Here is a 24113-nt window from a genome sequence, read left to right on the forward strand (position 1 = left end):
ATCAGCCCCCCGACAGGGTGGCGAGGGCCCGGGACTGCAGCGTGCGCACGGCCCGGTCGACGGCGATGCGCGCCTGCGCCTCCGCGATCCAGGGCTGCGCCACCTTGGCCGGGTCGCCGTCGAGTGCGCCGAGGGCCTGCACCGCGCCGGGCAGGTCGCCGGCATTGGCGGCCGCCTCGGCCCGGTTGACGATGGCGTCGATGTCGTCGCCCTCCTCGGTCTCGGTGCGCCGCAGGGTTACCAGCGAGGCGATGCGGGTGAGCGCTGTGCCCACCACGTCGTCCCCGGCGCCGACGATGGAGGCGTCGATGATCGAGGCGGCCACCGACGGGAAGCGCGACCGCAGGTCGGCCTCCGACGGCACGCCGCCGGCATGGGTCCGCAGGGTGCCGATCGCCTCGCCCACCTCCGGCTGGTCCAGCGCAGCGGTCTCCACCGCGTCCAGTTCGGCGGAGAAGGTGCCGCTGTCGCTGCTCGCCGCGGCCAGAAGGTTCGCCGCCAGCAGGAAGGCGCCGGCCTGCTCCTGCCTGTTGCGGCCCTGGGCCACCTTGGCGGCCAGGTCCTTCTGGGTCGCGGCCAGGGCGTCAAGCCGGGCGACAAGGTCGGCGTCGCCGCCTTCGGAGGTCTGCTGCAGCCCGTCGATCCGCCGGGTCAGGGCCGCCAGATCTTCGGCCGAGACCGGCGGGGGGCCGGCCTCCTGCTGCTCCAGGGTCGAGAGCCGGCTGTCGAGCTGGGCCAGGCGGTCGGACAGGTCGGAGGCCACGGAGGAGACGCCGTCGGTATCCTCGGCGACGCCCAGGCCCTGGCGCACGATCGCCATCTCGTCGGACAGGGCGGTGAACCGGCTCTCCAGGGAGGCGATGCGCTCCGACAGCTCCTCGCCGCCGCTCGTGGACACGGCGGCGGCCGGGGCGTCGGACTGACGCGCGATCTCGGCCTCCAGAGTCGCCACCCGCTCGCTCAGCGCCTCGAAATCCTCCAGCGAGACCGTGTTTGCGGGTGCCTCGGCGGCCGGAGCGGACGTCGCCGGCGCGGATGCGGTCTGGCTCGAGTCGGCCGATGCGGTACCGGTTTGCGGCGTGCTGTCCGGAGCCGGTGCCGCAGTGTCGGTTGACGCGGTGTCGGCCGGGGCGGTGTCGGTCGACGCGGTATCGGTCGGGACGGTATCGGTCGGGGCATCCGGATCGGCCGGCACTTCGGGCAAGGTCACGCCGATCATCTCGGCATAGGGCACCGCCTCGTCGCGCCATTCGGGGTAGGTGGCATAGCCGACGCCGCCGATCAGCACGATCAGGATCACGAAGACGACGAAACGGGTCGCCCCGCCGCCGCTGGAGGCCGCACGGGCCGGGGCCGGCTCCGGCGTCTCGACCGTCGACGATCCGGAGGCGGAGCTGTCATCGGCGCCGACGATCGTGCCGCTCGACGCGGCCCAGGGACTGGCGGTCGTGCCCGCGGAGGTGCCGCTCAGCGAATCCTGGCCGGCGCCGCCATCGACCGCGCCGGAGGCGGCCACGCCGGACACGCTGTCGGACCCGTAACTGGGGCCGTCAGTGGGGCTGCCGTTCGGACCGTCGGAGAGCGCGTCTTCGCCGGCGCCGGCGGCGCGGTCCTGCGCCGTGGCCGTCGCGGCGTCGCTGAGCGTGTCCGCGCCCTCTCCTGCAGTCACCGGTGCGCCAGTTTCGTTCTCGGCCTTAGGCGTCTCCGCCATGGATCAATCCTTCTCCACCTTGCGATCGGACCCGCCTTCAACCACCGCCGCGATCAGCGCCGCCTTCATCGGGGTCTCAGCTACATGTATGGCGCGCCACGCGAGTTTCGAGGCCGTCCGGGCGATCGGATCGCTCAGGCAGTAGGCCGACACGGTCGCGCAGGCGGCTTCCAGCGCTCGTCCAGCGACGAGCCTAGCAAAGGCCTCCGCGCTGCGGGGAGAGAAAAACAGAACCCCCTCCACCGACCCCGTGCGCAGCCCGTCCTCGACCTCGGTCGGCAGGGTTTCCGCCATGACGGTGCGGTAGGCGACGCGGCGGATCACCCGGTATCCCCGCGCGCCGAGGGTCTCGACCAGGTCGGTGCTGACCGCCTCGCCGCTGATCCAGAGCAGCGGCCCGTCCCCCGGCCGGCAGCGCGCGGCCACCAGGTCCGCGAGGCTCGCCGCATCGCCGGCGGCGGTGGTGACGTCCGTGAAACCCGCCTGCGCCGCCGCCTGGCCGGTGGCCTCGCCCACCGCCAGGACCGGCAGCGCGCGGTCCAGGTCGAGCCGGCCCGCCCCCTGCGCGCCGTTGCCGCTGGTCACCAGCACCGCCTGGATCCCCTCGGGGAGCGGGTCCGTCGACGCCACCGGCTCGACCGCCAGCATGGGTGCCGCCAGCGCCTCGATCCCGTGCCCCGCCAGCTCGGCCCGGAGATCGGCGGCGGCGTCGGCCGGCCGGGTGACGATGACCCGTCGATCCGCAATCCGGGCCGCCATCCCGGTTCAGGCGAGGAAATCGCGGCCGCAGCGCGACAGGATGTCCTCACCCACCCCGCGGCCGAGCGACTCCGCGTCGCCGGCCTCGGCGCTGGCGGAGCCCGCATGGCTTTGCGTGCCGTCGAGGGACAGGACCAGGCCGTTCAGGGTCAGCCGGTCGCCGTCGAGCACCGCATGGCCGGAGATCGGTGTGCGGCAGGAGCCGTCCAGGGCCGCCAGCATCGCCCGCTCCGCCGTCACCCGCATCCGGCTGGGCTTGTCGTCCAGGGCGCTCAGCCAGCGGGCGATCTCGGCGTCGCGGGACGAGGCGTTGCCGTCGCGGCACTGGATGCCGATGGCGCCCTGGCTGACCGGCGGCGGGAACGCGTCCGGCTCCATGATCCGGGTGATGGCGTGCTCCATCTCCAGCCGCTTCAGGCCGCAGACCGCCAGGAAGGTGGCGTCCGCTTCGCCGTCATGCAGCTTGCGCAGGCGGGTGTCCACATTGCCGCGGAACATCACCACCTGCAGGTCCGGCCGGCGGTTCAGCACCAGGGCGGCGCGGCGCACCGAGGCGGTGCCGACCCGCGCCCCCTGGGGCAGGGCCTCGAAACTGTCCGCATGGGGCGAGATGAAGGCGTCGCGGGGATCCTCGCGCGGCAGCACCGCCGCCAGGATCGTCGCGTCGGCGATGGTGGTCTCCATGTCCTTCATGGAATGGACCGCGGCGTCGATGGCGCCGGAGAGCAGCTCGCCCTCCACCTCCTTGATGAACAGGCCCTTGCCGCCGAGTTCGGCGAGCGGTCGGTCGCGCACGACATCCCCGGTGGTCTTCACCGTGCGGATCTCGATCGCGCCCGGCTCGCGCAGTTCGGGCCAGGCGGCCATCAGCCGCTCGCGGGTCTCTCGGGTCTGGGCGAGGGCCAGCGCCGATCCGCGCGAGCCGAGGATGATCTTGGCGGTCATGGCGGTGTCTGTCTCGCCTCTGTCAATCGGGTGTCATCGCGGCGGGTTTCGTGTAGACGAAGGCACGATCTGAAGGGAGACCGCGCCGTGCCTTCCGGCCCGCACGCTATTCTAGGCATAGAAACGAGCTGTGATGAAACCGCCGCGGCGGTGGTGGCCGCCGACCGGCGGATTCTGTCGACCGTGGTGCTGAGCCAGCTCGACGATCACCGGCTCTATGGCGGCGTCGTGCCGGAGATCGCGGCACGCGCCCATCTCGACCATCTGGACGCCATCGTCGCCCGGGCGATGGACGAGGCGGGGCTCGGTTTCGCCGACCTCTCCGGCGTGGCGGCGACGGCCGGGCCGGGGCTGATCGGCGGAGTCCTGGTCGGCGCCACCCTGGGCAAGGCCATCGCCAGCGCCCATAGCCGGCCGTTCCTGGCGATCAACCACCTGGAAGGCCACGCCCTGACCGCGCGGCTGACCGACGGCATCGACTTCCCCTATCTGCTGCTGCTGGTCTCCGGCGGGCACTGCCAGCTCCTGCTGGTCCAGGGTGTGGGGCGCTACAGGCGGCTCGGCACCACGATCGACGACGCGGTGGGCGAGGCCTTCGACAAGACCGCCAAGCTGCTGGGCCTGGGCTATCCGGGCGGCCCGGCGGTGGAGCGTGCCGCCGCCTCGGGCGACGCCTCGGCGGTCGAGCTGCCGCGCCCGATGGTCGGCAAGCCCGGCTGCGACTTCTCCTTCTCCGGCCTGAAGACCGCCGTGCGCCGGCGGGTGGAGGAGGCCGGCGACGGGCTGACGGAGCAGGGGATCGCCGATATCGCCGCCGCGTTCCAGAAGGCGGTCGCCGCCTCCCTGGTCGACCGGACCCGGCGGGCCGCGGAGCTGCTGGAGGCCGAGGGCCTCACCGGCCGGCCGCTGGTGGTCGCCGGCGGCGTGGCGGCGAACGGGACGATCCGGGCGGCACTCGCGGCGCTGGCGGAGAGCCGGGGCATGCCGTTCGTGGCCCCGCCGCTGGCACTGTGCGGCGACAATGGCGCGATGATCGCCTGGGCCGGGCAGGAGCGGCTGGCCCTGGGCCTGGTCGACGGCATGGACTTCCGCCCCCGCCCCCGCTGGCCGCTCGACCCGGACGCGGCGCCCTCCATCGGGGCGGGACGGGTGAAGGCGTAGCCACCGGGAATTTCTCTCTCCCTCCCCTTCTTACTCACTCCCCGGACTTGTTCCGGGGCGAGCCCGTCATCAGGCGAAACGCCCGACGACGAAGCGCCGGCCAGCGCGCGCCCCGGAATAAATCCGGGGAGTGAGAAGAGGTTGGATCGATCACCCAAACTCGGGCTAAATCCTCCCTCCGATATCGAGACGAGAGGCACCCTTCATGGCGTACTGGCTGTTCAAATCCGAGCCCGGCACCTGGTCCTGGGACGATCAGGTCCGCAAGGGCGACCAGGGCGAAGGCTGGGACGGGGTGCGCAACTACCAGGCCGCCAACAACATGAAGGCGATGAAGATCGGCGACCGCGGTTTCTTCTACCACTCGGTCAACGAGAAGCAGATCGTCGGCATCGTCGAGGTGATCGAGGAATACCACCCGGACCCGACCGACAAGTCGGAGCGTTTCGGCATGGTAACGATCAAGGCGATCCAGCCGGTGGAGAAGCCGGTGACCCTGGCCGACATCAAGGCCGAGCCGGAGCTGGAGGATTTCGCCCTGGTCCGCCAGTCGCGCCTCTCGGTCGTCCCGGTCACCGACGCCCAGTGGCGGCTGATCCTGAAGATGGCGGAGACGACGGTCTAGCCGGCGGTTCCCCCTCACCCCCACCTGCCCACCCGTCATCCTGAATTCAATTCAGGACCTGCGGTGCACCGGCGCCTGAGCGTTGATCCTGAATCAAGTTCAGGATGACGGGAGCTGTGGAGTACTGGGGCTCAGCCCGCCGACCCCTCCAGCTCGCGGATCATGTCCGCCATCGCCACGAGGCGCTGGGCCTCGGCCACGTGCAGGCCCTCGACCAGCTTGCCGTCGACCTGCAGCACGCCCTTGCCCTCGGCCATGGCGGCGGCGTGGGCGTCGGCGATCTTGCGGGCCCAGGCGATGTCCTCCTTGCGCGGCGAGAAGGCGGCGTTGGCGGCGGCGATGGTCTTGGGATGGATCAGCGTCTTGCCGTCGAAGCCCAGCTCGCGGCCCTGGCGGCAGACCGCGGCGAATCCCGCGTCGTCATTCAGATCCGCGTGCACCCCGTCCAGGATCGCGAGCCCATGGGCCCGGGCCGCCAGGAGGCAGAGGCCGAAGGAGGTCATCAGCGGCATCCGGTCGGGTGTGTGCAGGCAGTGCAGGTCCTTGGCCAGGTCGTTGGTGCCGAGCATCAGCCCGGCCATGCGCGGCGTGGCCGACGCGATCTCCTGGGCCGCCAGCACGCCGCGCGGGGTCTCCACCATGCACCACAGACCCAGGCCCTCCGGCGCTCCGTTGCGCTCCAGCAACGACTCCGCCTGGCGCACGGTGCCACCGCTCTCCACCTTGGACAGGATCACCCCGTGGGCGGGCTGGCCGGCGGCGAAGACCAGGTCGTCATGACCCCAGGGCGTGTCCAGGCCGTTGACCCGGATCAGGATCTCGCGCGCGCCATAGCCGCCCTGGGCCAGGGCCTCGGCGATGGCGTCGCGGGCGGCCTGCTTGGCGTCGGGGGCCACCGCGTCCTCCAGGTCCATGACGATGCCGTCGCAGGGCAGGGAGCGGCCCTTGTCGAGGGCGCGCGGGTTCGAGCCCGGCATGTAGAGGACGGAGCGGCGGGGACGGGTGACGGCGGCCATGATCAAGCGTTTCCAACGGTTCGGGGTTCATCGTTGGCCGCGAGCCTAGCCGCCGGGGCCGCCCTCGACAACGCACCCGATTTGTCCCGCTGACGGACGCGGCCGAACCGGTTATGAGGGGGCATGCCGATCCTCGCCCTCTCCTCCCATGTCGCCGTCGGCCATGTGGGCAACGCCGCCGCGGTGCCGGTCCTGGAACGCCGGGGCCACGAGGTCTGGCGCGTCGACACGGTGAGCTTCTCCAACCATCCGGGCCATCACAAATTCACCGGCAAGGTGCACGAGGGACACGAGATCGCCGAGCTGATGCGCGGCATCGCCCACCACACCGGCTGGCGGGGCGTGGAGGGGGTCTATTCCGGCTATCTCGGCACCGCGGAGACGGGGCGGGCCTTCCCCGAGGTGCTCGACGCCATCCGGGAGGCGAGCCCGGACGCGGTCTATCTCTGCGACCCGGTGATCGGCGACCACGGCCGAGTGTTCGTGCGCGAGGGGATCGAGAACGCCTTCCGCGACCGGCTGGTGCCCCGGGCCACGATCATCACGCCCAACGCCTTCGAGCTGGCCCTGCTCTCCGGCCACCGGGTGGAGAGCGTGGCCGATGCCCATGACGCGGCGGTCACCCTGCTGGAATGGGGGCCGGAGGTGGTGGTCGCCACCGGCGTGCCCGACGGCGACCATCTCGCCGTGGTGGCGGTGACGGCGACCGAGAACTGGATCGCCCGCTCGCCCTGGCACGACCGGCCGTTCTTCGGCACCGGCGATCTCTTCGCCGGACTGTTCCTGTCCCACTGGCTGGAGCACCGCAGCGCCGCGCCCGCCCTGGCCCGCACCGTCGCGGGACTGGAAGTGGCGACGGCGGCGACCAAGGCCGCAGATTCCGTCGATCTGGTGCTGATCGCCAACCTGGACGCGATCACCCGGGCGGTGCCAGCCGAGGTGCGGCCCCTCTAGAGGCCCAGCAGCCTAGAGACCCAGCAGCGCCGGCGGGTCGTCGGTGACGATGGAGGCCATGCCCCAGTCGAACAGTTCCTTCGCCCGTTTCGGGTCGTTAACGGTATAGACCATCGGGACCCAGCCGCCTTCGACGATGGCGGTCACGTCCTCGGGGCCGAACACATCCTTCGTGCCGGGGATCACCGCGTCGACCGCCAGGTCCCGGGCGGCCTCGCGCCAATCGTCCGGCCGGCCGGTCAGCAGCAGGCCGCGCACATAGTCGGGAGCCCCATCGCGCACGACGCGCAGGGCGTTGCGGCTGAACGAGGTGATGACGATCGGGTCCGACGGCCCCCAGCCCTCGGTGTCGAGCACCGCCAGCACCGCCCGCGCGGTGGCCGAGCCGGTGCCCGCATCCGGCTTGATCTCCAGGTCGAGCCCGAGGCCGAGCTCGCGGCACAGGGCCAGGCACTGGGCGAGGGTGGGCACGCCCTCGCCATTGCCGGCATCCACCTCGGCGAGTTCGGCGGCGCTGCGCGCGACCACCGGGCCCCGGGCGTCGGTGGTGCGGTCCAGGGTGGCGTCGTGCATCAGCACCGGAACGCCGTCGCCGGCCAGCTTGGCATCGATCTCGACCCAGGTGGCGCCGGCCTCCTTCGCGGCCCGGATCGAGCCCAGCGTGTTCTCCGGCGCCAGCGCCTTGGCGCCGCGATGGCCGATCAGACGGGGCGGGGTGAAGGGACGTGCGGGCATCGGGGTCTCCAGGTGAGGTGGCGGCGGACCATAGCGCAGGGAGCGTGGCGGGAAAATGACAGCGCTTGGGCCGTTCGACCCTTCGCCCTTCGACACGCCCCGTCCCGTCCCGGATTAAATCCGGGACGGGCGCGTCCGGTATGACGGCGAAGAGGGAGGCGCGGGCACACAAAAAAAGACGCGGAGACCGAAGCCTCCGCGCCGCTGTTTCTCGCCGTTGGGCCGGGCCGGTTACTCGGCGGCGGCTTCCAGGTCGGCGCCGGTCTCCTGATCGACGACCTTCATCGACAGCTTGACCTTGCCGCGGTCGTCGAAGCCGATGACCTTGACCTTCACCTTGTCGCCTTCCTTGACGACCTCGGTAACCGTCTCCGGGCGCTTGCCGTTGGTCAGCTGGCTGATGTGCACCAGACCGTCCTTCGGGCCGAGGAAGTTCACGAAGGCGCCGAAGTCGAGGGTCTTCACGACCTTGCCGTCGTAGATCTTGCCCACTTCCGGCTCGGCGGTCAGCGAGTAGACCCAGTTATGCGCCGCGTCGAGCGAGGCCTGCTCGACCGCCGCGATCTTCACGGTGCCGTCGTCCTCGATATCGATCTTCGCACCGGTGGTCTCGCAGATCTCGCGGATCACCTTGCCGCCGGAGCCGATCACGTCGCGGATCTTGTCGACCGGGATCTTGATGGAGATCATCTTCGGCGCGGTGTCGGACACGCCCTCGCGGGCGGTCGACAGGGCCTTGCCCATCTCGCCGAGGATGTGCATGCGGCCGTCCTTCGCCTGCTCCAGCGCGACCTTCATGATCTCGCGGGTGATGGACGTGATCTTGATGTCCATCTGCAGGGCGGTCACGCCCTTGTCGGTACCGGCGACCTTGAAGTCCATGTCGCCCAGGTGATCCTCGTCACCCAGGATGTCGGACAGGACAGCGAACTTCTCACCTTCCTTGATCAGGCCCATGGCGATGCCCGCCACCGGACGGGCCAGCGGCACGCCGGCATCCATCAGGGACAGCGAGGTGCCGCAGACCGTCGCCATGGACGACGAGCCGTTGGACTCGGTGATCTCGGACACCACGCGCAGGGTGTAGGGGAAGGCTTCCTTGCTCGGCAGCAGCGGCTTCACCGCCCGCCAGGCCAGCTTGCCGTGGCCGATCTCGCGACGGCCCGGGGAGCCGACGCGGCCCGCCTCGCCCACCGAGAACGGCGGGAAGTTGTAGTGCAGCAGGAAGTGCTCGCGGTACTCGCCTTCCAGGGCGTCGATGATCTGCTCGTCCTGGCCGGTGCCCAGGGTGGCGACGACCATCGCCTGGGTCTCGCCGCGGGTGAACAGCGCCGAGCCGTGGGTCCGCGGCAGCAGGCCGACCTCGGCCACGATCTGGCGCACGGTCTTGGTGTCGCGCTCGTCGATGCGCTTGCCGGTCTCCAGGATGCGGCCGCGCACGATGTCGGCCTCCAGGCCCTTCATCAGGCCCTTGGCGGCTTCCTTCTCGGCCTCGTCCTCGATCGCGGCCAGGCCCTTGTCCTTGGCGGCCGCGAGCTTGTTCTGGCGCTCGGTCTTGTTCGGCTCGTCATAGGCCGCTTCCAGGTCGGCCTTGCAGGCCGCCTCGAGCTTGCCGCGGATGGCGTCCAGGTCCAGCGGGCTCTCCGGCAGATCCATCGGATCCTTCGCGGCGGCCTCGGCCAGCTCGATGATCGCCTTGATCACCGGCTGGAAGCTGTCATGGCCGAAATTGACGGCGCCGAGCATGATCTCCTCGGACAGCTCCGACGCCATGGACTCGACCATCAGCACGCCTTCCTCGGTGCCGGCGACGACCAGGTCGAGCTCGCTCTCCTTGGTGGCGTCCATGGTCGGGTTCAGGATGTACTCGCCGTTCTTGTAGCCGACGCGCGCGCCGCCGATCGGGCCCAGGAACGGGGCGCCGGACAGGCACAGGGCGGCGGAGGTGCCGACCATGGCGACGATGTCCGGATCGTTCTCCAGATCGTGGGCGAGAACCGTGCAGATCACCTGCACCTCGTTCTTGAAGCCCTTGACGAAGAGCGGACGGATCGGCCGGTCGATCAGGCGGGAGGTCAGGGTCTCCTTCTCGCTCGGACGGCCCTCGCGCTTGAAGAAGCCACCGGGGATCTTGCCCGCGGCGTAGGTCTTCTCCTGGTAGTGGACCGAGAGGGGGAAGAAGTCGATGCCCGGGCGCTGCGTCTTGGCGGCGACCACGGTGCAGAGAACGGCGGTGTCGCCGTAGCGGGCGAGGACCGCGCCGTCGGCCTGGCGGGCCATCTTGCCGGTCTCCAGGGTGAGCGTGCGCCCGCCCCACTCGATTTCCTTGCGGTATACGTCGAACATACGTGTCATTCCTCAGTTTCGAACCGACGGACATGACCCGCCGCGTTCCACCCTTCCTTCCGGTCGGCCCGTGCCGCGGTGAATGCCCGCGACCGGATGGACCAACACGACCAGCCACCGGCAGCGCATAGCCGGCGGCGACCCGCGATCAAAAGTGCGATGAAGGATAGATGGACGCTCCTTGCGTCATGGCGCCCCAACGGCGGCCTTCGGTTCTCATATTTCGTCTCTTTTTGCGCGCGCGTTCTTTGACACGGAACGCCCCCGGGGTCAACGCGCACGTGCCCCGCTGTCCGCCGGCTCGCCGTCCGGCAGCAGGACCCGCGCCAGCGCGCCGCACGGCTGCAGCAGGTCACGCAGGGTGTAGCGGTCGAGCACCGCCATGAATCCCCCCAGCGCCTCGTGCAGGATGCCGGACAGGGCGCAGACCGGCGCGATGGCGCAGGTGTTGGTCGCCGGGTCGAAGCATTCGACGATCCGCATGTCCTCCTCGAACCGGCGCACCGTGTCGCCGAGCGGGATGCGCTCGGGGGCCACGGCCAGGCGGATGCCGCCCTGACGGCCGCGGACCGTCTCGATCAGCCCCTCCTGTCCGAGGCGATGCACCACCTTCATCAGGTGGTTCTCGGAGATGCCGTAGCGGTCGGCGATCTCCCGGATCGTCGAGAGCTCCCCGGCGGGGCGCAGCCCGAGAAACATCAGGACGCGCAGGGCGTAGTCGGTCTGTCGTGTGAAGCGCATGGGGCCAGGTCCGCGTGGGTTCGCAAAAGATGTATCTCTCATATTGCTTTTTGCCAAGGGCAGACGATATAAGATGCATTGAAAATACTTCTTTAAGAAGGAGCCCTCCGATGACCCCCCATGGCCTGCCCCACCCGCCGCAGGTGCTGCACCACCGGCCCGCCGATCTGGGCGACCGCGTCGCCTTCGGCTTCGTGAAGGCGCTGCGGCTCGTCGCCGACCTGTTCTTCCGCAAGCGCTACGGCCATCGCGCCGTGGTGCTGGAGACCGTCGCCGCCGTGCCCGGCATGGTCGGCGGTCTGCTGCAGCACCTGAAGGCCCTGCGCCACATCCGCGACGACCAGGGCTGGATCCGCGAGCTGCTGGACGAGGCCGAGAACGAGCGGATGCACCTGATGACCTTCATCAAGGTCGCCCGGCCGTCGGTCTTCGAGCGGCTGATCATCCTGCTGACCCAGGCCGCCTTCTATAACGTCTACTTCTTCCTCTATCTCTTCGCGCCGAAGACCGCCCATCGGGTCGTCGGCTATTTCGAGGAGGAGGCGGTGCGCAGCTATACCGACTTCCTGGCCGAGATCGATGCCGGCCGGCTGGCGGACGCGCCGGCACCCCGGATCGCCATCGACTACTGGCGGCTCGCCCCCGACGCCACCCTGCGCGACGTGGTGGTGGCGGTGCGGGACGACGAGGCCGGGCACCGCGACCGCAACCACGCCTTCGCCGATGCCCTGAAGAAGGACGCGGACGCTCCCTTCGCCGCGGCGGTGAAGTGATGGCTGGCGATCGGACCCCGCTGCATCCGGCGATCGACCGCGACCTGGTCGAGGCGCTGGTCCACGACTTCTACGGCCGGGTGCGCACGGACCCGGAGATCGGCCCGATCTTCGAGGGGATCATCGCCGACTGGACGCCCCATCTGGAGACGATGGTGTCCTTCTGGTGCTCGGTGATGCGGGTCAGCAGCGGGTTCCAGGGCCAGCCGATGCAGAAGCACCTGGCCATCCCGGGCCTCGGCCCCCGCCATTTCGAGCGCTGGCTGGTGCTGTTCCGCGCCAGCGCCCGGGACGTCACGCCGCCCGAGGTGGCGGCGATCTTCATCGAATTGGCCGAACGCATCGCCAAGAGCCTGCAATTGGGCCTCGACTTCGCCCATCGGCAGCGCGAGACCGCCTGACCGGCGGCCCTGGAAGGAGAGTGCGATGCGTTGGCTGCCCGCCTCAGTGCAGGCCTACCGGAAGACACCGGTCTTCACCGAGACCACCATCCCAGCCGGGCTGCTGCGCGACCACAGCACGAAACCCGGAACCTGGGGCCTGATCCATGTCATCTCCGGCGACCTGCGGCTCCACTTCGCCGAGGATGGGGCGCCGGAACGGCTGGCACCCGGCCGGCCGGGGGTCCTGCCGCCGGAGGCCCTGCACCGGGTGGCGGCAGACGGGCCGGTCCGGTTCTTCGTGGAGTTCTTCCGCGAGCCCTGAGCCCGCAACCCTGAAACCCCAAAAGAAAAGAGCGCCCGGCGGAGGCTCGGGCGCTCTTCTGTGTTCGCGCGGCTGCGGCCGTTTAGCGGCGCAGGCCCAGGCTGTTGATCAGCGAGGAATAGCGGTCGTTGGACTTTTTCTTCAGATAGTCCAGCAGACGGCGGCGCTGGCCGACCATCATCAGCAGACCCCGGCGCGAGTGGAAGTCGTGCTTGTGGGTCTTCATGTGCTCGGTCAGGTTGGAAATGCGCTCGCTCAGGATCGCGACCTGCACTTCCGGCGACCCGGTGTCGCCTTCCTTCTGGGCGTATTCCTTGATGAGCTCAGCCTTGCGCTCAGCGGTAATCGACATCGTCCTCTCCTTCTCTAGAGGTTAAGCACCCTCACCGGACGGATGGCGCCGCTTTCGATCCGCGCGATGGCGACCGGGACCGTGCCGTCGGTGGCATAGACCAGATCGCCTTCCTGCAGATCACCGAACCGGTCCCGATCCATCGAGCGATAGACCGGAACACCCTGTCCGTTGCGCAGCGTCGTCGCCTCGGGGCCCTTCAAGGCCAGCGCCGGGATGCCGTCCAGCGCGGTCTCAACGGGCCGCAGGTGCTCCAAAGAGGCGGGGTTATGCATCAGCTCCGCCAGGGAATCCAGCGAAATCGCGCGATCCGCGCCGAACGGGCCGACGCGCAACCGCCGCAGGTCGCGGATATGCCCGACCGTGCCGAGCGCCAGCGCCAGGTCGCGGGCCAGCGAGCGCATATAGGCGCCCTTGCCCGAGGTGACCCGGAACCGGGCCTCGTCCCGGCTCGGCATGTCGACCAGCCGCAGGTCCAGGATCTCGATCAGCCGGGAGTCGAGCTCGACCTCCTCGCCCGACCGCGCCAGGTCGTAGGCCCGCTCGCCATCGACCTTGATGGCGGAGAATTTCGGCGGAACCTGCTCTATTTCGCCAACGAAACGGTCGAGGATGCCCAGGATCGCCGCCTCGTCCGGCCGCGCGTCGCTGATCTCCACCACCGCGCCCTCGGCGTCGTCGGTGGAGGTCGCCTCGCCCCAGCGCACGGTGAAGGCATAGTCCTTGGTGGCGTCCATCACGTAGGGCACGGTCTTGGTCGCCTCGCCCAGCGCTATGGGCAGCACGCCGGTGGCCAGCGGGTCGAGGGTGCCGGCATGGCCGGCCTTGGCGGCGTCGAACACCCGGCGGACGGTGGCGACCGCCTGGGTCGAGGTGATGTCGATCGGCTTGTCCAGGATCACCCAGCCATGGACCGGATTGCCCCGCTTCCTACGCGCCATCGTCGTCCGGCTCACCGTCTTCATCGGGGGAATTGGCCACGTCCTGGCGGATCACCGGGTCGTTGAGGATCGCGTTCATGCGCTGGGAGGCGTCGAAGGCGGTGTCGCGCTTGAAGGTCAGGCGCGGCGCGAACTTCATGCGCACCTCGCGGGCGACCTGGCCGGACAGCCGGCCGGCGACCCGGCCCAGCACCGGCAGGATGTCGGCGATCTCGCCGTCGATCGGCGGGATCACCCAGACGGTGGCGTTGCGCAGGTCCGGCGAGACGCTGACCTCGGACAGGGTGATCCGCACGCCGGACAGGGCCGGCTCGTGCAGCTCGCCGCGCTCGAACACGCGGGCAAGCACGCGGCGGATCTCCTCCCCGACACGCAATTGCCGCTGGCTCGGGCCCTCACGGGCCTCGTCACGCTTCGCCATAACCGTAATCCCGTTCGGCGAGACGCCGCCGCGTTAGCCGGCGGACGCCTCCTGCTGAACCTGCTCGAGCGTCCGGGCGACTTCCTTCAGCTCGAAGCACTCGATCTGATCGCCCTCGCGGATGTCGTCGTAATTCTCGAACGCCATGCCGCACTCGTAGCTCTCGCGGACCTCTCGGACCTCGTCCTTGAAGCGCTTCAGCGTCTTCAGGGACCCCTCGTGGATCACCACGTTGTCGCGCAGCAGACGGACCTTGCAGCCCCGCTTGATGACGCCGTCGGTGACCATGCAGCCCGCCACCTTGCCGACCTTGGTGATGTTGAAGACCTGGCGGATCTCGGCGTAGCCCAGGAACTCTTCCTTGAGTTCCGGCGCCAGCATGCCGGTCAGCAGGGCTTTCACATCGTCGATCAGGTCGTAGATGATCGAGTAGTAGCGGATCTCCATCCCGTCGCGGCGCGCCATCTCGCGGGCCTGCGGGTTGGCGCGGACGTTGAAGCCGACGATGATGCCGCCCGAGGCCCCGGCCAGGGACACGTCGGACTCGCTGATGCCGCCGACGGCCGCGTGGAGAATGCGCGGCTTGACCACGCTGGTCTCCAGCTTCTCCAGGGTCGCCCGGATCGCCTCCAGGGAGCCGTGCACGTCGGTCTTGATGACCAGCGGCAGTTCCTCGGCCTCGCCGGACTTGATGGCGGACAGCATCTGCTCGACCGTGCCGCGAGCACCGGCCGTCGCACTCTTCTCGCGCAACAGACGCTGGCGATAGTCGGCGATCTCGCGGGCCCGGCTCTCGTTCTCGACGACGACGAAATCGTCACCGGCGGTCGGCGTGCCCTGCAGACCCAGAACCTCGATCGGCTCGCTCGGGCCGGCACTCTCGGCCTGCTCGCCGCGGTCGTTGACCAGGGCGCGCACACGGCCCCATTCCGCACCCGCAACGAACACGTCGCCGGTGCGCAGGGTGCCGCGCTGAACCAGCACGGTGGCGACGGAGCCGCGGCCGCGCTCGACCTTGGCTTCGATGACCACGCCGGTGGCGGCCCGATCCGGGTTCGCCTTCAGCTCGAGCACTTCGGCCTGAAGCGCGATCGCTTCCAGCAGCGTGTCCAGTCCCTGCTTGGTCAGCGCCGAGACGTCGATCGCCTGGACGTCGCCGCCCATGTCCTCGACCACGATCTCGTGCTGCAGCAGTTCGGTGCGGACCCGCTGCGGGTCGGCATCGGGCTTGTCGATCTTGTTGACCGCGACGATCACCGGCACCTTGGCGGCGCGGGCGTGGCGGATCGCCTCGACCGTCTGGGCCATGATGCCGTCATCGGCCGCCACCACCAGCACGACGATGTCGGTGACATTGGCACCGCGGGCGCGCATCTCGGTGAAGGCCTCGTGGCCCGGCGTGTCGATGAAGGTGATCTTGTCGCCCGACGGCACCTCGATCTGGTAGGCGCCGATATGCTGGGTGATGCCACCGGCCTCGCCCGACGCCACGTCGGCCTGGCGGATGGCGTCCAGCAGGGACGTCTTGCCGTGGTCGACGTGACCCATGACGGTGACCACCGGCGGCCGCGGACGCAGGTCGACGTCCTTGTCCTCGTCGCCGGTCATGCCGAGCTCGACGTCGGATTCCGCGACACGGCGGACCTTGTGGCCGAATTCCTGGGCCACCAGTTCGGCGGTGTCGGCGTCGATGATCTGGTTGATGGTCGCCATGACGCCCATCTTCATCAGCGACTTGATGACCTCGCCGCCGCGCTCGGCCATACGGTTGGCCAGCTCCTGCACGGTGATGGTCTCGGGCACGATCACGTCGCGCGACTGCTTGACCGCATCGCCCTGATTGTCGCGACCGCGCTGGCGCTCGCGTTCCCGGGCACGGCGGACCGAGGCGAGCGAACGCACCCGCCCGCTGTCGCCGCTGAGCGCGTCGCTGATGGTCAGCTTGCCCTGACGACGGCGCGGCTCGCCGGCGCCGCGGGTGCGGGCCGGACGCTTGGACGGCGCCTCCTTGGCGCCGCCGCCACCGCCGCCACGACGGCGACGGTCGTCATCCTCGCTGTCGATCGGCGCACGGGCGGCCGGCGACGCAGCGGCCGGAGCCGTCCCCTCGCGGTCCAGACGGGCGGTCGCACGCTCGGCGGCGGCCTTGGCCTGACGGGCGGCCTCCTCCTCGGCGAGACGGGCGGCCTCGGCGGCCTTCACCGCAGCCTCGGCGTCCTCGATCTTGCGCAGCTCGTCCAGCTCGGCCTGGCGGCGGTCCACCGGCTCGGGAGCGGGCTCGGGGGCCGCAGCCTCCGGCGCCTCGGCCGGGGACTCCGCTGCCGGCGCGGTCGGGGCCTTGGCCTCGGTCACGGCCTCGGGCTGCTCCTCGGGGCGCCGGGAGGCGGCCTGCTCAAGGACGCGGGCCCGGGCCTCGCGCTCCTCGGCGGTCAGCTCGCGCCCGCCCTTGCCGCCGCCGGCCTTCGCCGCGGCGATGGCAGCCTCGCGGGATCCGGGAACCGGCTGAGACGGCCGGCGCCGGCGCACCTCGACCTGCACGGTCTTGGAGCGGCCATGGGAGAAGCTCTGCTTGACCTGACCGGTTTCCACCGTCTTGCCAAGGGACAGCTTGCCCTTGCCGGAGCCGAGGCTCAGCTTCTTGCGATCTTGTTCGTTGGTGCTCGACATATCGTCTTTGCCCACGTCATCCATCCGTCAACGGGCAGGCCATCATTACTTGGCGCCCTGAATACACGTCCCGGCATGGTTTTCCAAGCCGGGGCCCACATCTGATGCAGCCTTTTCCGGCCGCAAACCCTCAAGTCTCGCCGCGTCTCGCAGCAATCGTTCCGCCAGACCGGCCCGCGGTCCTGCGGATTCCACGAACGCGTGCACCACATGGTCGCGTCCGAAAGCCTCGGCGATCTCCGCCGCCAACAGGCACGACACCACCGACCGCGTCCCCGCCAGGGCCCGCAGACGGGCCCGGCCATCCTCGGCACCGTCGCCCGCCTCGACCAGCACGCCGGGGCGTCCGGCCTCGAGGGCCTGGCGCACCTTGGTCTGGCCGCCGACCGCTCCGCCGGCCCGCCGCGCGAGCGACAGCGTCTCCACGCAGCGCCGCGTGAGCAGTCCCTCGACCCGGTCCGTCAGGGTGGGGTCCACCGTGACCGACCGCTTGGCCGCCCGGGCGAAGAGCCGTTTGGCCACCGCCTGATCGAGCATCCCCCGATCGGCGGAAACCCAGAGACCGCGGCCCGGCAGCCGCTCGTCGATATCCGGGACGATCGAGCCGTCCGGACCCACGACGAAGCGGATCAGCCCACCGCGCGGCTGAACCTCCCGGGTGACAAAGCAACGGCGCTCGCCGTCCTCCTCCCGTCGCTTCGGTTCATGCCGTCGGCTCAGGATCGCTCTCCTCGGCCGCCGCGTCCACCCCGGCATTCGACTCCGCACCGTCCTCGCCTTCGAACCAATGGGCGCGGGCCGCCATGATGATCTGGTTGGCCGCATCCTCGTCGAAGCCGGCATCCGGCAGGATCTCGCGCAATTCGTCGCTGGCCAGGTCGCCCAGGTCGTCCAGGGTCTTCACCCCGTTCTCGCCCAGGGTGACCAGCATGGCCGGCGTGAAGATCTCGAGCTCGACCAGATCGTCGGTCACGCCCAGTTCGCGGCGGCGCTCGTCATGGCGCTGACGCTCGGCCTCGACGAAGTTGAACGCGCGGGTGCGCAGCTCCTCGGCGATGTCGGCGTCGAAGCCTTCGATCTCGGCCAGGTCGTCGATATCCGTGTAGGCGATCTCCTCGACCGAGGCGAAGCCCTCGGCGACCAGCAGGCCGGCGATGACGTCGTCGATGTCCAGGGCGCCGATGAAGGATTCCGAACGCTGGCGGAACTCCTCGCGGCGGCGGTCCGACTCCTCCTGCTCGGTCAGGATGTCGATATCCCAGCCGGTCAGCATGGAGGCGAGGCGCACGTTCTGGCCGCGGCGGCCGATGGCCAGCGAGAGCTGCTCGTCCGGCACCACGACCTCGATGCGGCCCTGGTCCTCGTCGAGCACGACCTTGGACACCTCGGCCGGAGCCAGGGCGTTCACCACGAAGGTCGCCGGATCGTCGGAGAACGGAATGATGTCGATCTTCTCGCCCTGGAGCTCGCCGACGACGGCCTGGACGCGGGACCCGCGCATGCCGACGCAGGCGCCGACCGGATCGATCGAGCTGTCGTAGGAGATCACCGCGATCTTGGCGCGGGAACCCGGGTCGCGGGCCACCGCCTTGATCTCGATGATGCCGTCATAGACCTCCGGGACCTCCTGGCGGAACAGCTGGCGCATGAATTCCGGATGGGTGCGCGACAGGAAGATCTGCGGACCGCGCTGCTCCTCGCGCACATCCTCGATATAGGCGCGGATGCGGTCGCCCTGGCGGAAGGTCTCGCGCGGCAGCAGCCGGTCGCGGCGCAGCACCGCCTCGGCGCGCGGGATCTCCACGGTGACGTTGCCGTATTCGACGCGCTTGACCACGCCGTTGATGATCTCGCCGGCCCGGCCGTCATATTCCTCGAACTGGCGCTTGCGCTCGAACTCGCGGACCTTCTGGACGATGACCTGCTTGGCGGTCTGGGCGGCGATGCGGCCGAAATCGATCGGCGGGAGCGGCTCCTCGATCACCGAGCCGACCTCCAGGGCCGGGTCGATCTTCTTGGCCTGGTCCAGGGTGATCTCGGCGAACTCGTCCTCGATCTCCTCCACCACCGTGGTGCAGCGCTTCAGGCTGATATCGCCGGTGCGCCGGTCGATGGTCGCGCGGATATCGTGGTCGGGGCCGTATTTCGACCGGCCGGCCTTCTGGATCGCCTGTTCCATGGCGATCAGCACTTCCTCGCGATCGATCCCCTTGTCCCGGGCGACCACATCGGCGACCTGGATCAGCTCCAGCTTCGGTGTCGTGGCGATATCCATCGGCTTGTTCGTCCTCTATCAACCCGGCGGAGGCAGGTCCGCCCCGGTTACTCCCTTAACCCCGTTCCGGCCCGTCGGCCGTCAGTTCTGACCCTCGGGCCGGCTGGCTTCGAGCAGCGCGTCGGTCAGCACGAGCTTGGCCCGCGAGATCCCCTCGAACGGCAGGTCGATCATGCCGGCCTTGTCGTCCAGCTCGACCTGCACCCGCTCGCCCTCGGCGACCCCCTTGATCCGGCCGCTGAAGCGCTTGCGGCCGTCGATCGGCACCGCCATGTCGACCCGGGCGTCGAACCCGGCCCAGCGCTCGAAATCCTTCAGCCGCGTCAGCGGCCGGTCGATGCCCGGCGAGGACACTTCCAGCGTGTATTCCCCGGCGATCGGGTCTTCCACGTCCAGCACGGCGGACACGGTGCGGCTGATCTCGGCACAGTCATCGACGGAGATCATCGTGCCGTCGCTGCGATCGGCCATGATCTGCAGCGTCGGCCGCTGACCGCCGGTGATCATCACCCGCACAACCTCGAAGCCCATGGCCTCGATGGACGGAGTGACGATACCTTCGATGCGCCGGATCTGTGCGTCCACCCGTTGTCCTCACCTGTGACCGGCGGCGGCACCAACAAAAAAGTGGGCCGCTGGCCCACCCCCGATCAATAGTCCGATTGAAGAGCCGTTGATATATAGCAGACGGCCTCGGGCTGCAAGTCCGGCGTGCGGTGCGGGTTTGACTTGCGCCTATCTTTGGCCGGTTTCCGCGGGCTTGCGGAATTCCATATAGGCCGGCATCCGGCCTTCGCGCCGGGCCTTGGCCTCGTAGCGGGTTTCCGGCCAGTCCTCGCGCCGCTCGGTGAAGTCGGCCATGGACGTCCCGGTCCAGCGAAACTCCGGATGGGCGGTGATGCGGGCCAGGATCCAGACCAGATAGCCCGGATCGTCCGTCGCCATGCGCAGGATGCCGCCAGGCTTCAGCAGCTCGTAGAACCGGGCGACGGTCTCGTGCTGGATGATCCGGCGGTAGTGGTGGCGCCGCTTGGGCCAGGGATCGGCATGCAGGACGAAGATCCGCTCCAGGCTCTCCGGCGCCAGCACGTCGAGCACGTCGCGGGCGTCGTCGGGATGGATGCGCACCCGGTCGCCATCCACCTCGTCGAGATGGCGCAGCAGCGAGGCCACGCCGTTCACGAAGGGCTCGCAGCCGATCAGGGCGACGCCCGGGTTGTTCTGCGCCTGCCAGGCCAGGTGCTCGCCGCCGCCGAAGCCGATCTCCAGCCAGACCGCGCGCGGCGCCTGGGGGAACCAGCCCTTCGGGTCGGTCGCATTGGCGGGGGAGGTCTCGACCGGCACCAGGCGGGGGACGAGATCCTCGTCGATCCGGCGCTGCATGCCGACGCGCAGGGGACGCCCCTTGCGCCGGCCGAAGAACAGCCGCTCTTCACCGTGATCGGACATGGCTCTACTGGGTCTGTTTCGGTCCGGCGGCCGGTCGCCCGGCCGCCATCAACGTCAGGCGGTTCGGATCAGAACGCGCCCTTCAGCTCGTCGACCAGATCCAGGCGCTCCCAGGTGAAGTGCCCGGCATCGGTCGGCTTGCGGCCGAAATGGCCGTAGGCGGCACTCGGGGCGTAGATCGGGTTGCTCAGGGACAGCCGCTCGCGGATGCCGCGGGGCGACAGGTCGACCATCTCGGCGATGACGCTGGAGAGTTTCGCCTCGTCAACCTTGTTGGTGCCGTAGGTGTCGACGAAGATCGACAGCGGGTGCGACACGCCGATGGCGTAGGAGACCTGCAGCACGCATTTCTCGGCCAGGCCGGCGGCGACCACGTTCTTGGCGACCCAGCGCGCGGCATAGGCGGCCGAGCGATCGACCTTGGTCGGGTCCTTGCCGGAGAAGGCGCCGCCGCCGTGCGGTGCCGCACCGCCATAGGTGTCGACGATGATCTTGCGCCCGGTCAGGCCGCAGTCGCCGTCGGGACCGCCGATCACGAACCGGCCGGTCGGGTTGATGTAGTAGACGGTGTTGTCGTCCACCCAGCCGTCGGGCATGACCTGGCGCACGAAGGGCAGGACCAGCTCGCGCACCTCTTCCTGGGACAGGTCGGCGTCATGCTGGGTCGACACCACCACCGAGGTGCAGCGCACGGGCTTGCCGTTCTCGTACTGCAGGGTGACCTGGCTCTTGCTGTCCGGGCCGAGGCCCTTGGCGGTGCCGTTCTTCCGGGCGACCGCCATGCGGCGCAGGATCTCGTGGCTGAAATGGATCGGCGCCGGCATCAGCGCGTCGGTCTCGGTGCAGGCATAGCCGAACATGATGCCCTGGTCGCCGGCACCCTCGTCCTTGTTGCCGGCCGCATCGACTCCGACGGCGATGTCGACCGACTGCTCGTGCAGCACGTTCTCCAGGCTGGCGTTCTTCCAGTGGAAGCCGTCCTGCTCGTAGCCGATATCCTTCACGGCGGCGCGCACCGCCTCCTCGATCACCTCGTGGGTGACGCTGGACGGGCCGCGGACCTCGCCGGCGAGCACGATCTTGTTGGTCGTGGCCAGAGTCTCACAAGCGACGCGGCTCGCCGGATCGGCGGCCAGATAGAGATCGACCACCGTGTCGGAGATCCGGTCGCAGACCTTGTCCGGGTGCCCCTCGGAGACGGATTCACTTGTGAAGAGGTAGCTGGCTTGACTCAACGGGGCCTCCGGGATGCTCGACTGTCGCGGAAATCAACGTGTGGAACCCGCCGCGACAGACAGGCGCAGCGGAGTGTACCGGGCCGGCGTTTTTGCGCGAATGCCGGGCCGGGTCAAGCGGAAAGCCGAAAGGCGGCGCCCCGGCACTGGCGCGGGAGGCCGGGTCCGACGCCTTACGGCTTCTCGCCGTCCATCGATCCGGCGATCGACCGCATCAGCTCGTAGAGACGGCGCCGGGCGGTATCGTCGGTGATCCGGTAATAGGCGCGCACCAGCTCTATGGTCTCGCGGCGGCGCATCGGATCCTCGTCCATCGGGCCGACCGCCGGGACCGCCGGCTCCACACCGTCCTCGCCGGGCATGTCGTCGAAGAAGTAGGAGACCGGGACGCCGAGCGCCTTGGCCAGCTCGAACAGCCGGCTGGCACCCACACGGTTGGCACCGCGCTCGTACTTCTGGACCTGCTGGAAGGTGAGGCCAAGCGCTTCGCCCAGGCGCTCCTGACTCATGCCGAGCAGGGTGCGGCGCAGACGGACACGGGTACCGACATGGATATCAATGGGATTCGGATTCGTAGCCGTAGGCGGACGGCCGACCCGACGGCGCCCTGGGCGGTCGTTCGCCATGCGAACCTCTGATTTCGTTAACCAATTAACCACAGGACTCATAGACCATACAATTGTATTCAGTCAACGTACTCAAATCGGCCAAACTGATTTAATTCCAATCAATTCGCGGGAGTTCTTCGACCGGTCCGAAATCGCCCGTATGCTGCAACCGCAAGCAGCAGTACGACCATAAGAATTAAAGGGATATCGCCAATTAAGCTGAAAGGCGGTATCGGCAGCGCCGCGGGCAGCGGCGTGTCCAGGCTGGCGGTCACTCCGATACCAATGCTTGCGACAATTCGCCCCGCCGGATCGATCACTGCGGATACGCCGGTATTCGCCGCCCGGATCATCGGGAGTCCTTGCTCGATCGCCCGCAGCCGGGTGATCGCCAGGTGCTGGTACGGGCCGCTCCAGCGGCCGAACCAGGCATCGTTGGTGGCGTTCAGCATCCAGGCGGGCCTTTCATCGGGGTCCACCGCCCCGCCCGGGAAGATCGCCTCGTAGCAGATCAGCAGCGACACCGGCGGCGCGCCCGCCAGCGCCAGGGTCCGTGGCCCCGGCCCGGGGGTGAAGTCGCGCCGGCTCTGCACGATCGGGTTGACCGGCAGGATCTCGCGCAGGGGCACGTATTCCCCGAACGGCACCAGATGGGCCTTGTCGAAGGTCCAGGCGACCTCCCCCCGGTCGTCGAGGGTGAAGACGCTGTTATAGACCTCGGACAGGCGCCCGATCTTCGCGAGGCGGGGCGCGCCGAAGATCAGGCTGCCCCCGGCCGGCGTGATCCGGGCCAGGGCGGTCAGGTCCGGCGCGTCGCCGATCAGCTGGGCGATCGCGGTCTCCGGCCAGGCCGTTACCGTGGGCAGCTCCCCCGGCGCCAGGCCAGGTGCCGCGACATCGGCCGGCCGGGCCGGGTCGCTGAGGGTCATGTAGCGCTGCATGTGCTCGGGCTTCAGCAGCGGGTTCCACTTGTCGCGCTGGGGCACGTTGCCCTGGACCACCCGGACCACCACGCCCGGGACCGCCCCGTCCGGCTCGGCGAGCTGCGGGATCGCGGCCTCGCGGATCAGGCCGAAGCCGGCCATCGCCGCCAGCAGCACCCCGGCGGCGGCGGTGCCGGCCAGGCGGACCCGGCGCGAGGCGGCGGCGTCCAGCCAGAGCGCCGGGGCCATGGTCACCAGCAGGACCAGCAGGCTCAGCCCGTAGGTGCCCACCAGGGAGGCGGACTGCAGCAGCGGCAGCCAGCCGTCGACCGTGGCCGAGGGCAGGTTCCAGGGAAAGCCGGTGAAGGCATGGCCGCGCACCCATTCGGTGCCGGTGTAGAGGGCGGCGAAGCCGAGCCAGAGCGGCCAGCCGCCGCCGAACAGGCGCTTCGCCAGCCCTCCGGCGATCGCCGCATAGAGCGAGAGGACCGCCGGCAGGCCGAGATTGGCGAAGGGGATCAGCCAGGCATGCTCGCCGGCATTGACCAGCATCGCGTTGGCGATCCAGTGCAGCCCGGCCACGTGGTAGCCGAGCGCCCAGAGCCAGGCGCGGAACGCCGCCGAACGGACGCTCGGGGCTTGCGCCACCACGGCCAGCAAGGCGGCATGGCCGAAGGCGAAGGGCAGCAGGTGGAGCGGCGCCAGGGACAGGCCGGTGGCGGCGCCGGCGATCAGCCCCGCGACGGGAACCACCCATCGGCGGTCGCCCGC

24 protein-coding genes are annotated in these 24113 nt (G+C 69.6%); 6 read left to right on the forward strand and 18 right to left on the reverse strand.

Going from position 1 to position 24113, the window contains the following annotated elements:
• Position 1: 1 nt before the first annotated feature.
• Genes ACOQOP_RS17845 through hemC form a run of 3 tightly spaced genes read right to left on the reverse strand, consistent with a single transcriptional unit; the run spans position 2 to position 3415 of the window.
• Positions 2 to 1711, reverse strand: coding sequence for a mitofilin family membrane protein (locus ACOQOP_RS17845; protein WP_420563162.1), 1710 nt, complete (start codon positions 1709 to 1711; stop codon positions 2 to 4).
• Positions 1712 to 1714: 3 nt separating this feature from the next.
• A complete protein-coding gene (locus ACOQOP_RS17850; RefSeq protein ID WP_420563163.1) occupies positions 1715 to 2470 on the reverse strand; it encodes a uroporphyrinogen-III synthase in 756 nt (251 codons plus the stop codon).
• A gap of 6 nt (positions 2471 to 2476) precedes the next feature.
• Positions 2477 to 3415, reverse strand: coding sequence for a hydroxymethylbilane synthase (gene hemC, locus ACOQOP_RS17855; RefSeq protein WP_420563164.1), 939 nt, complete (start codon positions 3413 to 3415; stop codon positions 2477 to 2479).
• A gap of 150 nt (positions 3416 to 3565) precedes the next feature.
• Here hemC and tsaD point away from each other — a divergent pair, with 150 nt between their 5' ends.
• Both tsaD and ACOQOP_RS17865 read left to right on the forward strand, forming a co-directional pair.
• Positions 3566 to 4576 carry a tRNA (adenosine(37)-N6)-threonylcarbamoyltransferase complex transferase subunit TsaD gene (gene tsaD, locus ACOQOP_RS17860; RefSeq protein WP_420563165.1) on the forward strand — a complete coding sequence of 337 codons (1011 nt, stop codon included), beginning with the start codon at positions 3566 to 3568 and terminating at the stop codon, positions 4574 to 4576.
• 205 nt (positions 4577 to 4781) lie between these two features.
• Positions 4782 to 5201 carry an EVE domain-containing protein gene (locus ACOQOP_RS17865; RefSeq protein WP_420563166.1) on the forward strand — a complete coding sequence of 140 codons (420 nt, stop codon included), beginning with the start codon at positions 4782 to 4784 and terminating at the stop codon, positions 5199 to 5201.
• 131 nt (positions 5202 to 5332) lie between these two features.
• Here ACOQOP_RS17865 and ACOQOP_RS17870 read toward each other — a convergent pair whose 3' ends face one another.
• The gene (locus tag ACOQOP_RS17870) at positions 5333 to 6217 is read right to left on the reverse strand and encodes an HpcH/HpaI aldolase/citrate lyase family protein (protein ID WP_420563167.1); all 885 of its coding nucleotides are present in this window, start codon (positions 6215 to 6217) and stop codon (positions 5333 to 5335) included.
• Positions 6218 to 6340: 123 nt separating this feature from the next.
• On the opposite strand from ACOQOP_RS17870, the gene pdxY reads away from it, so the two are divergent.
• Entirely contained in the window at positions 6341 to 7171 is an 831-nt protein-coding gene (gene pdxY / locus ACOQOP_RS17875; RefSeq protein ID WP_420563168.1) for a pyridoxal kinase, read from the forward strand.
• Positions 7172 to 7183: 12 nt separating this feature from the next.
• On the opposite strand, the gene ACOQOP_RS17880 is transcribed toward pdxY, so the two are convergent.
• From ACOQOP_RS17880 to ACOQOP_RS17890, 3 genes are all read right to left on the reverse strand, one after another.
• A complete protein-coding gene (locus tag ACOQOP_RS17880; protein WP_420563169.1) occupies positions 7184 to 7906 on the reverse strand; it encodes a glycerophosphodiester phosphodiesterase family protein in 723 nt (240 codons plus the stop codon).
• 231 nt (positions 7907 to 8137) lie between these two features.
• Positions 8138 to 10261, reverse strand: coding sequence for a polyribonucleotide nucleotidyltransferase (gene pnp / locus ACOQOP_RS17885; RefSeq protein WP_420563170.1), 2124 nt, complete (start codon positions 10259 to 10261; stop codon positions 8138 to 8140).
• Between the two features lie 261 nt (positions 10262 to 10522).
• On the reverse strand, positions 10523 to 10993 hold the full coding sequence (locus tag ACOQOP_RS17890) for an RrF2 family transcriptional regulator (RefSeq protein WP_420563171.1): 471 nt from the start codon (positions 10991 to 10993) through the stop codon (positions 10523 to 10525).
• A gap of 110 nt (positions 10994 to 11103) precedes the next feature.
• Between ACOQOP_RS17890 and ACOQOP_RS17895 the strand changes: the two genes are divergently transcribed.
• The 3 genes from ACOQOP_RS17895 to ACOQOP_RS17905 are packed head-to-tail and all read left to right on the forward strand — an operon-like array spanning position 11104 to position 12471.
• Positions 11104 to 11766, forward strand: a complete 663-nt coding sequence (locus ACOQOP_RS17895; RefSeq protein WP_420563172.1) for an alternative oxidase — start codon at positions 11104 to 11106, stop codon at positions 11764 to 11766.
• On the forward strand, positions 11766 to 12167 hold the full coding sequence (locus ACOQOP_RS17900) for a group III truncated hemoglobin (protein WP_420563173.1): 402 nt from the start codon (positions 11766 to 11768) through the stop codon (positions 12165 to 12167). Before ACOQOP_RS17895 ends, ACOQOP_RS17900 begins: the two co-directional genes overlap by 1 nt.
• 25 nt (positions 12168 to 12192) lie before the next feature.
• Positions 12193 to 12471, forward strand: coding sequence for a DUF1971 domain-containing protein (locus ACOQOP_RS17905; protein ID WP_420563174.1), 279 nt, complete (start codon positions 12193 to 12195; stop codon positions 12469 to 12471).
• An 82-nt stretch (positions 12472 to 12553) separates the two neighbouring features.
• On the opposite strand, the gene rpsO is transcribed toward ACOQOP_RS17905, so the two are convergent.
• From rpsO to lnt, 11 genes are all read right to left on the reverse strand, one after another.
• On the reverse strand, positions 12554 to 12823 hold the full coding sequence (rpsO, locus tag ACOQOP_RS17910) for a 30S ribosomal protein S15 (protein WP_420563175.1): 270 nt from the start codon (positions 12821 to 12823) through the stop codon (positions 12554 to 12556).
• Between the two features lie 14 nt (positions 12824 to 12837).
• Positions 12838 to 13764, reverse strand: a complete 927-nt coding sequence (gene truB, locus ACOQOP_RS17915; protein ID WP_420563176.1) for a tRNA pseudouridine(55) synthase TruB — start codon at positions 13762 to 13764, stop codon at positions 12838 to 12840.
• Positions 13754 to 14185, reverse strand: a complete 432-nt coding sequence (rbfA, locus tag ACOQOP_RS17920) for a 30S ribosome-binding factor RbfA (protein ID WP_420563177.1) — start codon at positions 14183 to 14185, stop codon at positions 13754 to 13756. The genes truB and rbfA overlap by 11 nt, the downstream gene beginning before the upstream one ends.
• Before the next feature lie 33 nt (positions 14186 to 14218).
• The gene (gene infB, locus ACOQOP_RS17925; protein ID WP_420566544.1) at positions 14219 to 16852 is read right to left on the reverse strand and encodes a translation initiation factor IF-2; all 2634 of its coding nucleotides are present in this window, start codon (positions 16850 to 16852) and stop codon (positions 14219 to 14221) included.
• 45 nt (positions 16853 to 16897) lie between these two features.
• Entirely contained in the window at positions 16898 to 17575 is a 678-nt protein-coding gene (locus tag ACOQOP_RS17930; RefSeq protein ID WP_420566545.1) for an RNA-binding protein, read from the reverse strand.
• Positions 17556 to 19127: a transcription termination factor NusA gene (gene nusA / locus ACOQOP_RS17935; RefSeq protein ID WP_420563178.1), complete on the reverse strand. Its 1572-nt coding sequence runs from the start codon at positions 19125 to 19127 to the stop codon at positions 17556 to 17558. The genes ACOQOP_RS17930 and nusA overlap by 20 nt, the downstream gene beginning before the upstream one ends.
• An 81-nt stretch (positions 19128 to 19208) precedes the next feature.
• Complete coding sequence (rimP, locus tag ACOQOP_RS17940; RefSeq protein WP_420563179.1) at positions 19209 to 19712, reverse strand: ribosome maturation factor RimP; 504 nt, start codon at positions 19710 to 19712, stop codon at positions 19209 to 19211.
• A gap of 150 nt (positions 19713 to 19862) precedes the next feature.
• The gene (trmB, locus tag ACOQOP_RS17945) at positions 19863 to 20576 is read right to left on the reverse strand and encodes a tRNA (guanine(46)-N(7))-methyltransferase TrmB (protein ID WP_420563180.1); all 714 of its coding nucleotides are present in this window, start codon (positions 20574 to 20576) and stop codon (positions 19863 to 19865) included.
• A 68-nt stretch (positions 20577 to 20644) separates the two neighbouring features.
• A complete protein-coding gene (metK, locus tag ACOQOP_RS17950; RefSeq protein ID WP_420563181.1) occupies positions 20645 to 21811 on the reverse strand; it encodes a methionine adenosyltransferase in 1167 nt (388 codons plus the stop codon).
• A gap of 173 nt (positions 21812 to 21984) precedes the next feature.
• Positions 21985 to 22437 (reverse strand): helix-turn-helix domain-containing protein, encoded by a 453-nt coding sequence (locus tag ACOQOP_RS17955; protein ID WP_420563182.1) that lies wholly within the window; start codon positions 22435 to 22437, stop codon positions 21985 to 21987.
• A 101-nt stretch (positions 22438 to 22538) separates the two neighbouring features.
• Complete coding sequence (gene lnt / locus ACOQOP_RS17960; protein ID WP_420563183.1) at positions 22539 to 24095, reverse strand: apolipoprotein N-acyltransferase; 1557 nt, start codon at positions 24093 to 24095, stop codon at positions 22539 to 22541.
• Positions 24096 to 24113 lie beyond the last annotated feature (18 nt).

The sequence above is a fragment of the Thalassobaculum sp. genome, from assembly GCF_965223715.1.
Lineage (GTDB): Bacteria > Pseudomonadota > Alphaproteobacteria > Thalassobaculales > Thalassobaculaceae > Thalassobaculum.

What these genes read in the sequence shown, in the direction of transcription:
- ACOQOP_RS17845 (WP_420563162.1), bottom strand. Translation starts at nt 1,711, where the DNA reads ATGGCGGAGACGCCTAAGGCCGAGAACGAAACTGGCGCACCGGTGACT.
- ACOQOP_RS17850 (WP_420563163.1), bottom strand. Translation starts at nt 2,470, where the DNA reads ATGGCGGCCCGGATTGCGGATCGACGGGTCATCGTCACCCGGCCGGCC.
- hemC (WP_420563164.1), bottom strand. Translation starts at nt 3,415, where the DNA reads ATGACCGCCAAGATCATCCTCGGCTCGCGCGGATCGGCGCTGGCCCTC.
- ACOQOP_RS17865 (WP_420563166.1), top strand. Translation starts at nt 4,782, where the DNA reads ATGGCGTACTGGCTGTTCAAATCCGAGCCCGGCACCTGGTCCTGGGAC.
- ACOQOP_RS17870 (WP_420563167.1), bottom strand. Translation starts at nt 6,217, where the DNA reads ATGGCCGCCGTCACCCGTCCCCGCCGCTCCGTCCTCTACATGCCGGGC.
- pdxY (WP_420563168.1), top strand. Translation starts at nt 6,341, where the DNA reads ATGCCGATCCTCGCCCTCTCCTCCCATGTCGCCGTCGGCCATGTGGGC.
- ACOQOP_RS17880 (WP_420563169.1), bottom strand. Translation starts at nt 7,906, where the DNA reads ATGCCCGCACGTCCCTTCACCCCGCCCCGTCTGATCGGCCATCGCGGC.
- pnp (WP_420563170.1), bottom strand. Translation starts at nt 10,261, where the DNA reads ATGACACGTATGTTCGACGTATACCGCAAGGAAATCGAGTGGGGCGGG.
- ACOQOP_RS17890 (WP_420563171.1), bottom strand. Translation starts at nt 10,993, where the DNA reads ATGCGCTTCACACGACAGACCGACTACGCCCTGCGCGTCCTGATGTTT.
- ACOQOP_RS17895 (WP_420563172.1), top strand. Translation starts at nt 11,104, where the DNA reads ATGACCCCCCATGGCCTGCCCCACCCGCCGCAGGTGCTGCACCACCGG.
- ACOQOP_RS17900 (WP_420563173.1), top strand. Translation starts at nt 11,766, where the DNA reads ATGGCTGGCGATCGGACCCCGCTGCATCCGGCGATCGACCGCGACCTG.
- ACOQOP_RS17905 (WP_420563174.1), top strand. Translation starts at nt 12,193, where the DNA reads ATGCGTTGGCTGCCCGCCTCAGTGCAGGCCTACCGGAAGACACCGGTC.
- rpsO (WP_420563175.1), bottom strand. Translation starts at nt 12,823, where the DNA reads ATGTCGATTACCGCTGAGCGCAAGGCTGAGCTCATCAAGGAATACGCC.
- truB (WP_420563176.1), bottom strand. Translation starts at nt 13,764, where the DNA reads ATGGCGCGTAGGAAGCGGGGCAATCCGGTCCATGGCTGGGTGATCCTG.
- rbfA (WP_420563177.1), bottom strand. Translation starts at nt 14,185, where the DNA reads ATGGCGAAGCGTGACGAGGCCCGTGAGGGCCCGAGCCAGCGGCAATTG.
- infB (WP_420566544.1), bottom strand. Translation starts at nt 16,852, where the DNA reads ATGTCGAGCACCAACGAACAAGATCGCAAGAAGCTGAGCCTCGGCTCC.
- nusA (WP_420563178.1), bottom strand. Translation starts at nt 19,127, where the DNA reads ATGGATATCGCCACGACACCGAAGCTGGAGCTGATCCAGGTCGCCGAT.
- trmB (WP_420563180.1), bottom strand. Translation starts at nt 20,576, where the DNA reads ATGTCCGATCACGGTGAAGAGCGGCTGTTCTTCGGCCGGCGCAAGGGG.
- ACOQOP_RS17955 (WP_420563182.1), bottom strand. Translation starts at nt 22,437, where the DNA reads ATGGCGAACGACCGCCCAGGGCGCCGTCGGGTCGGCCGTCCGCCTACG.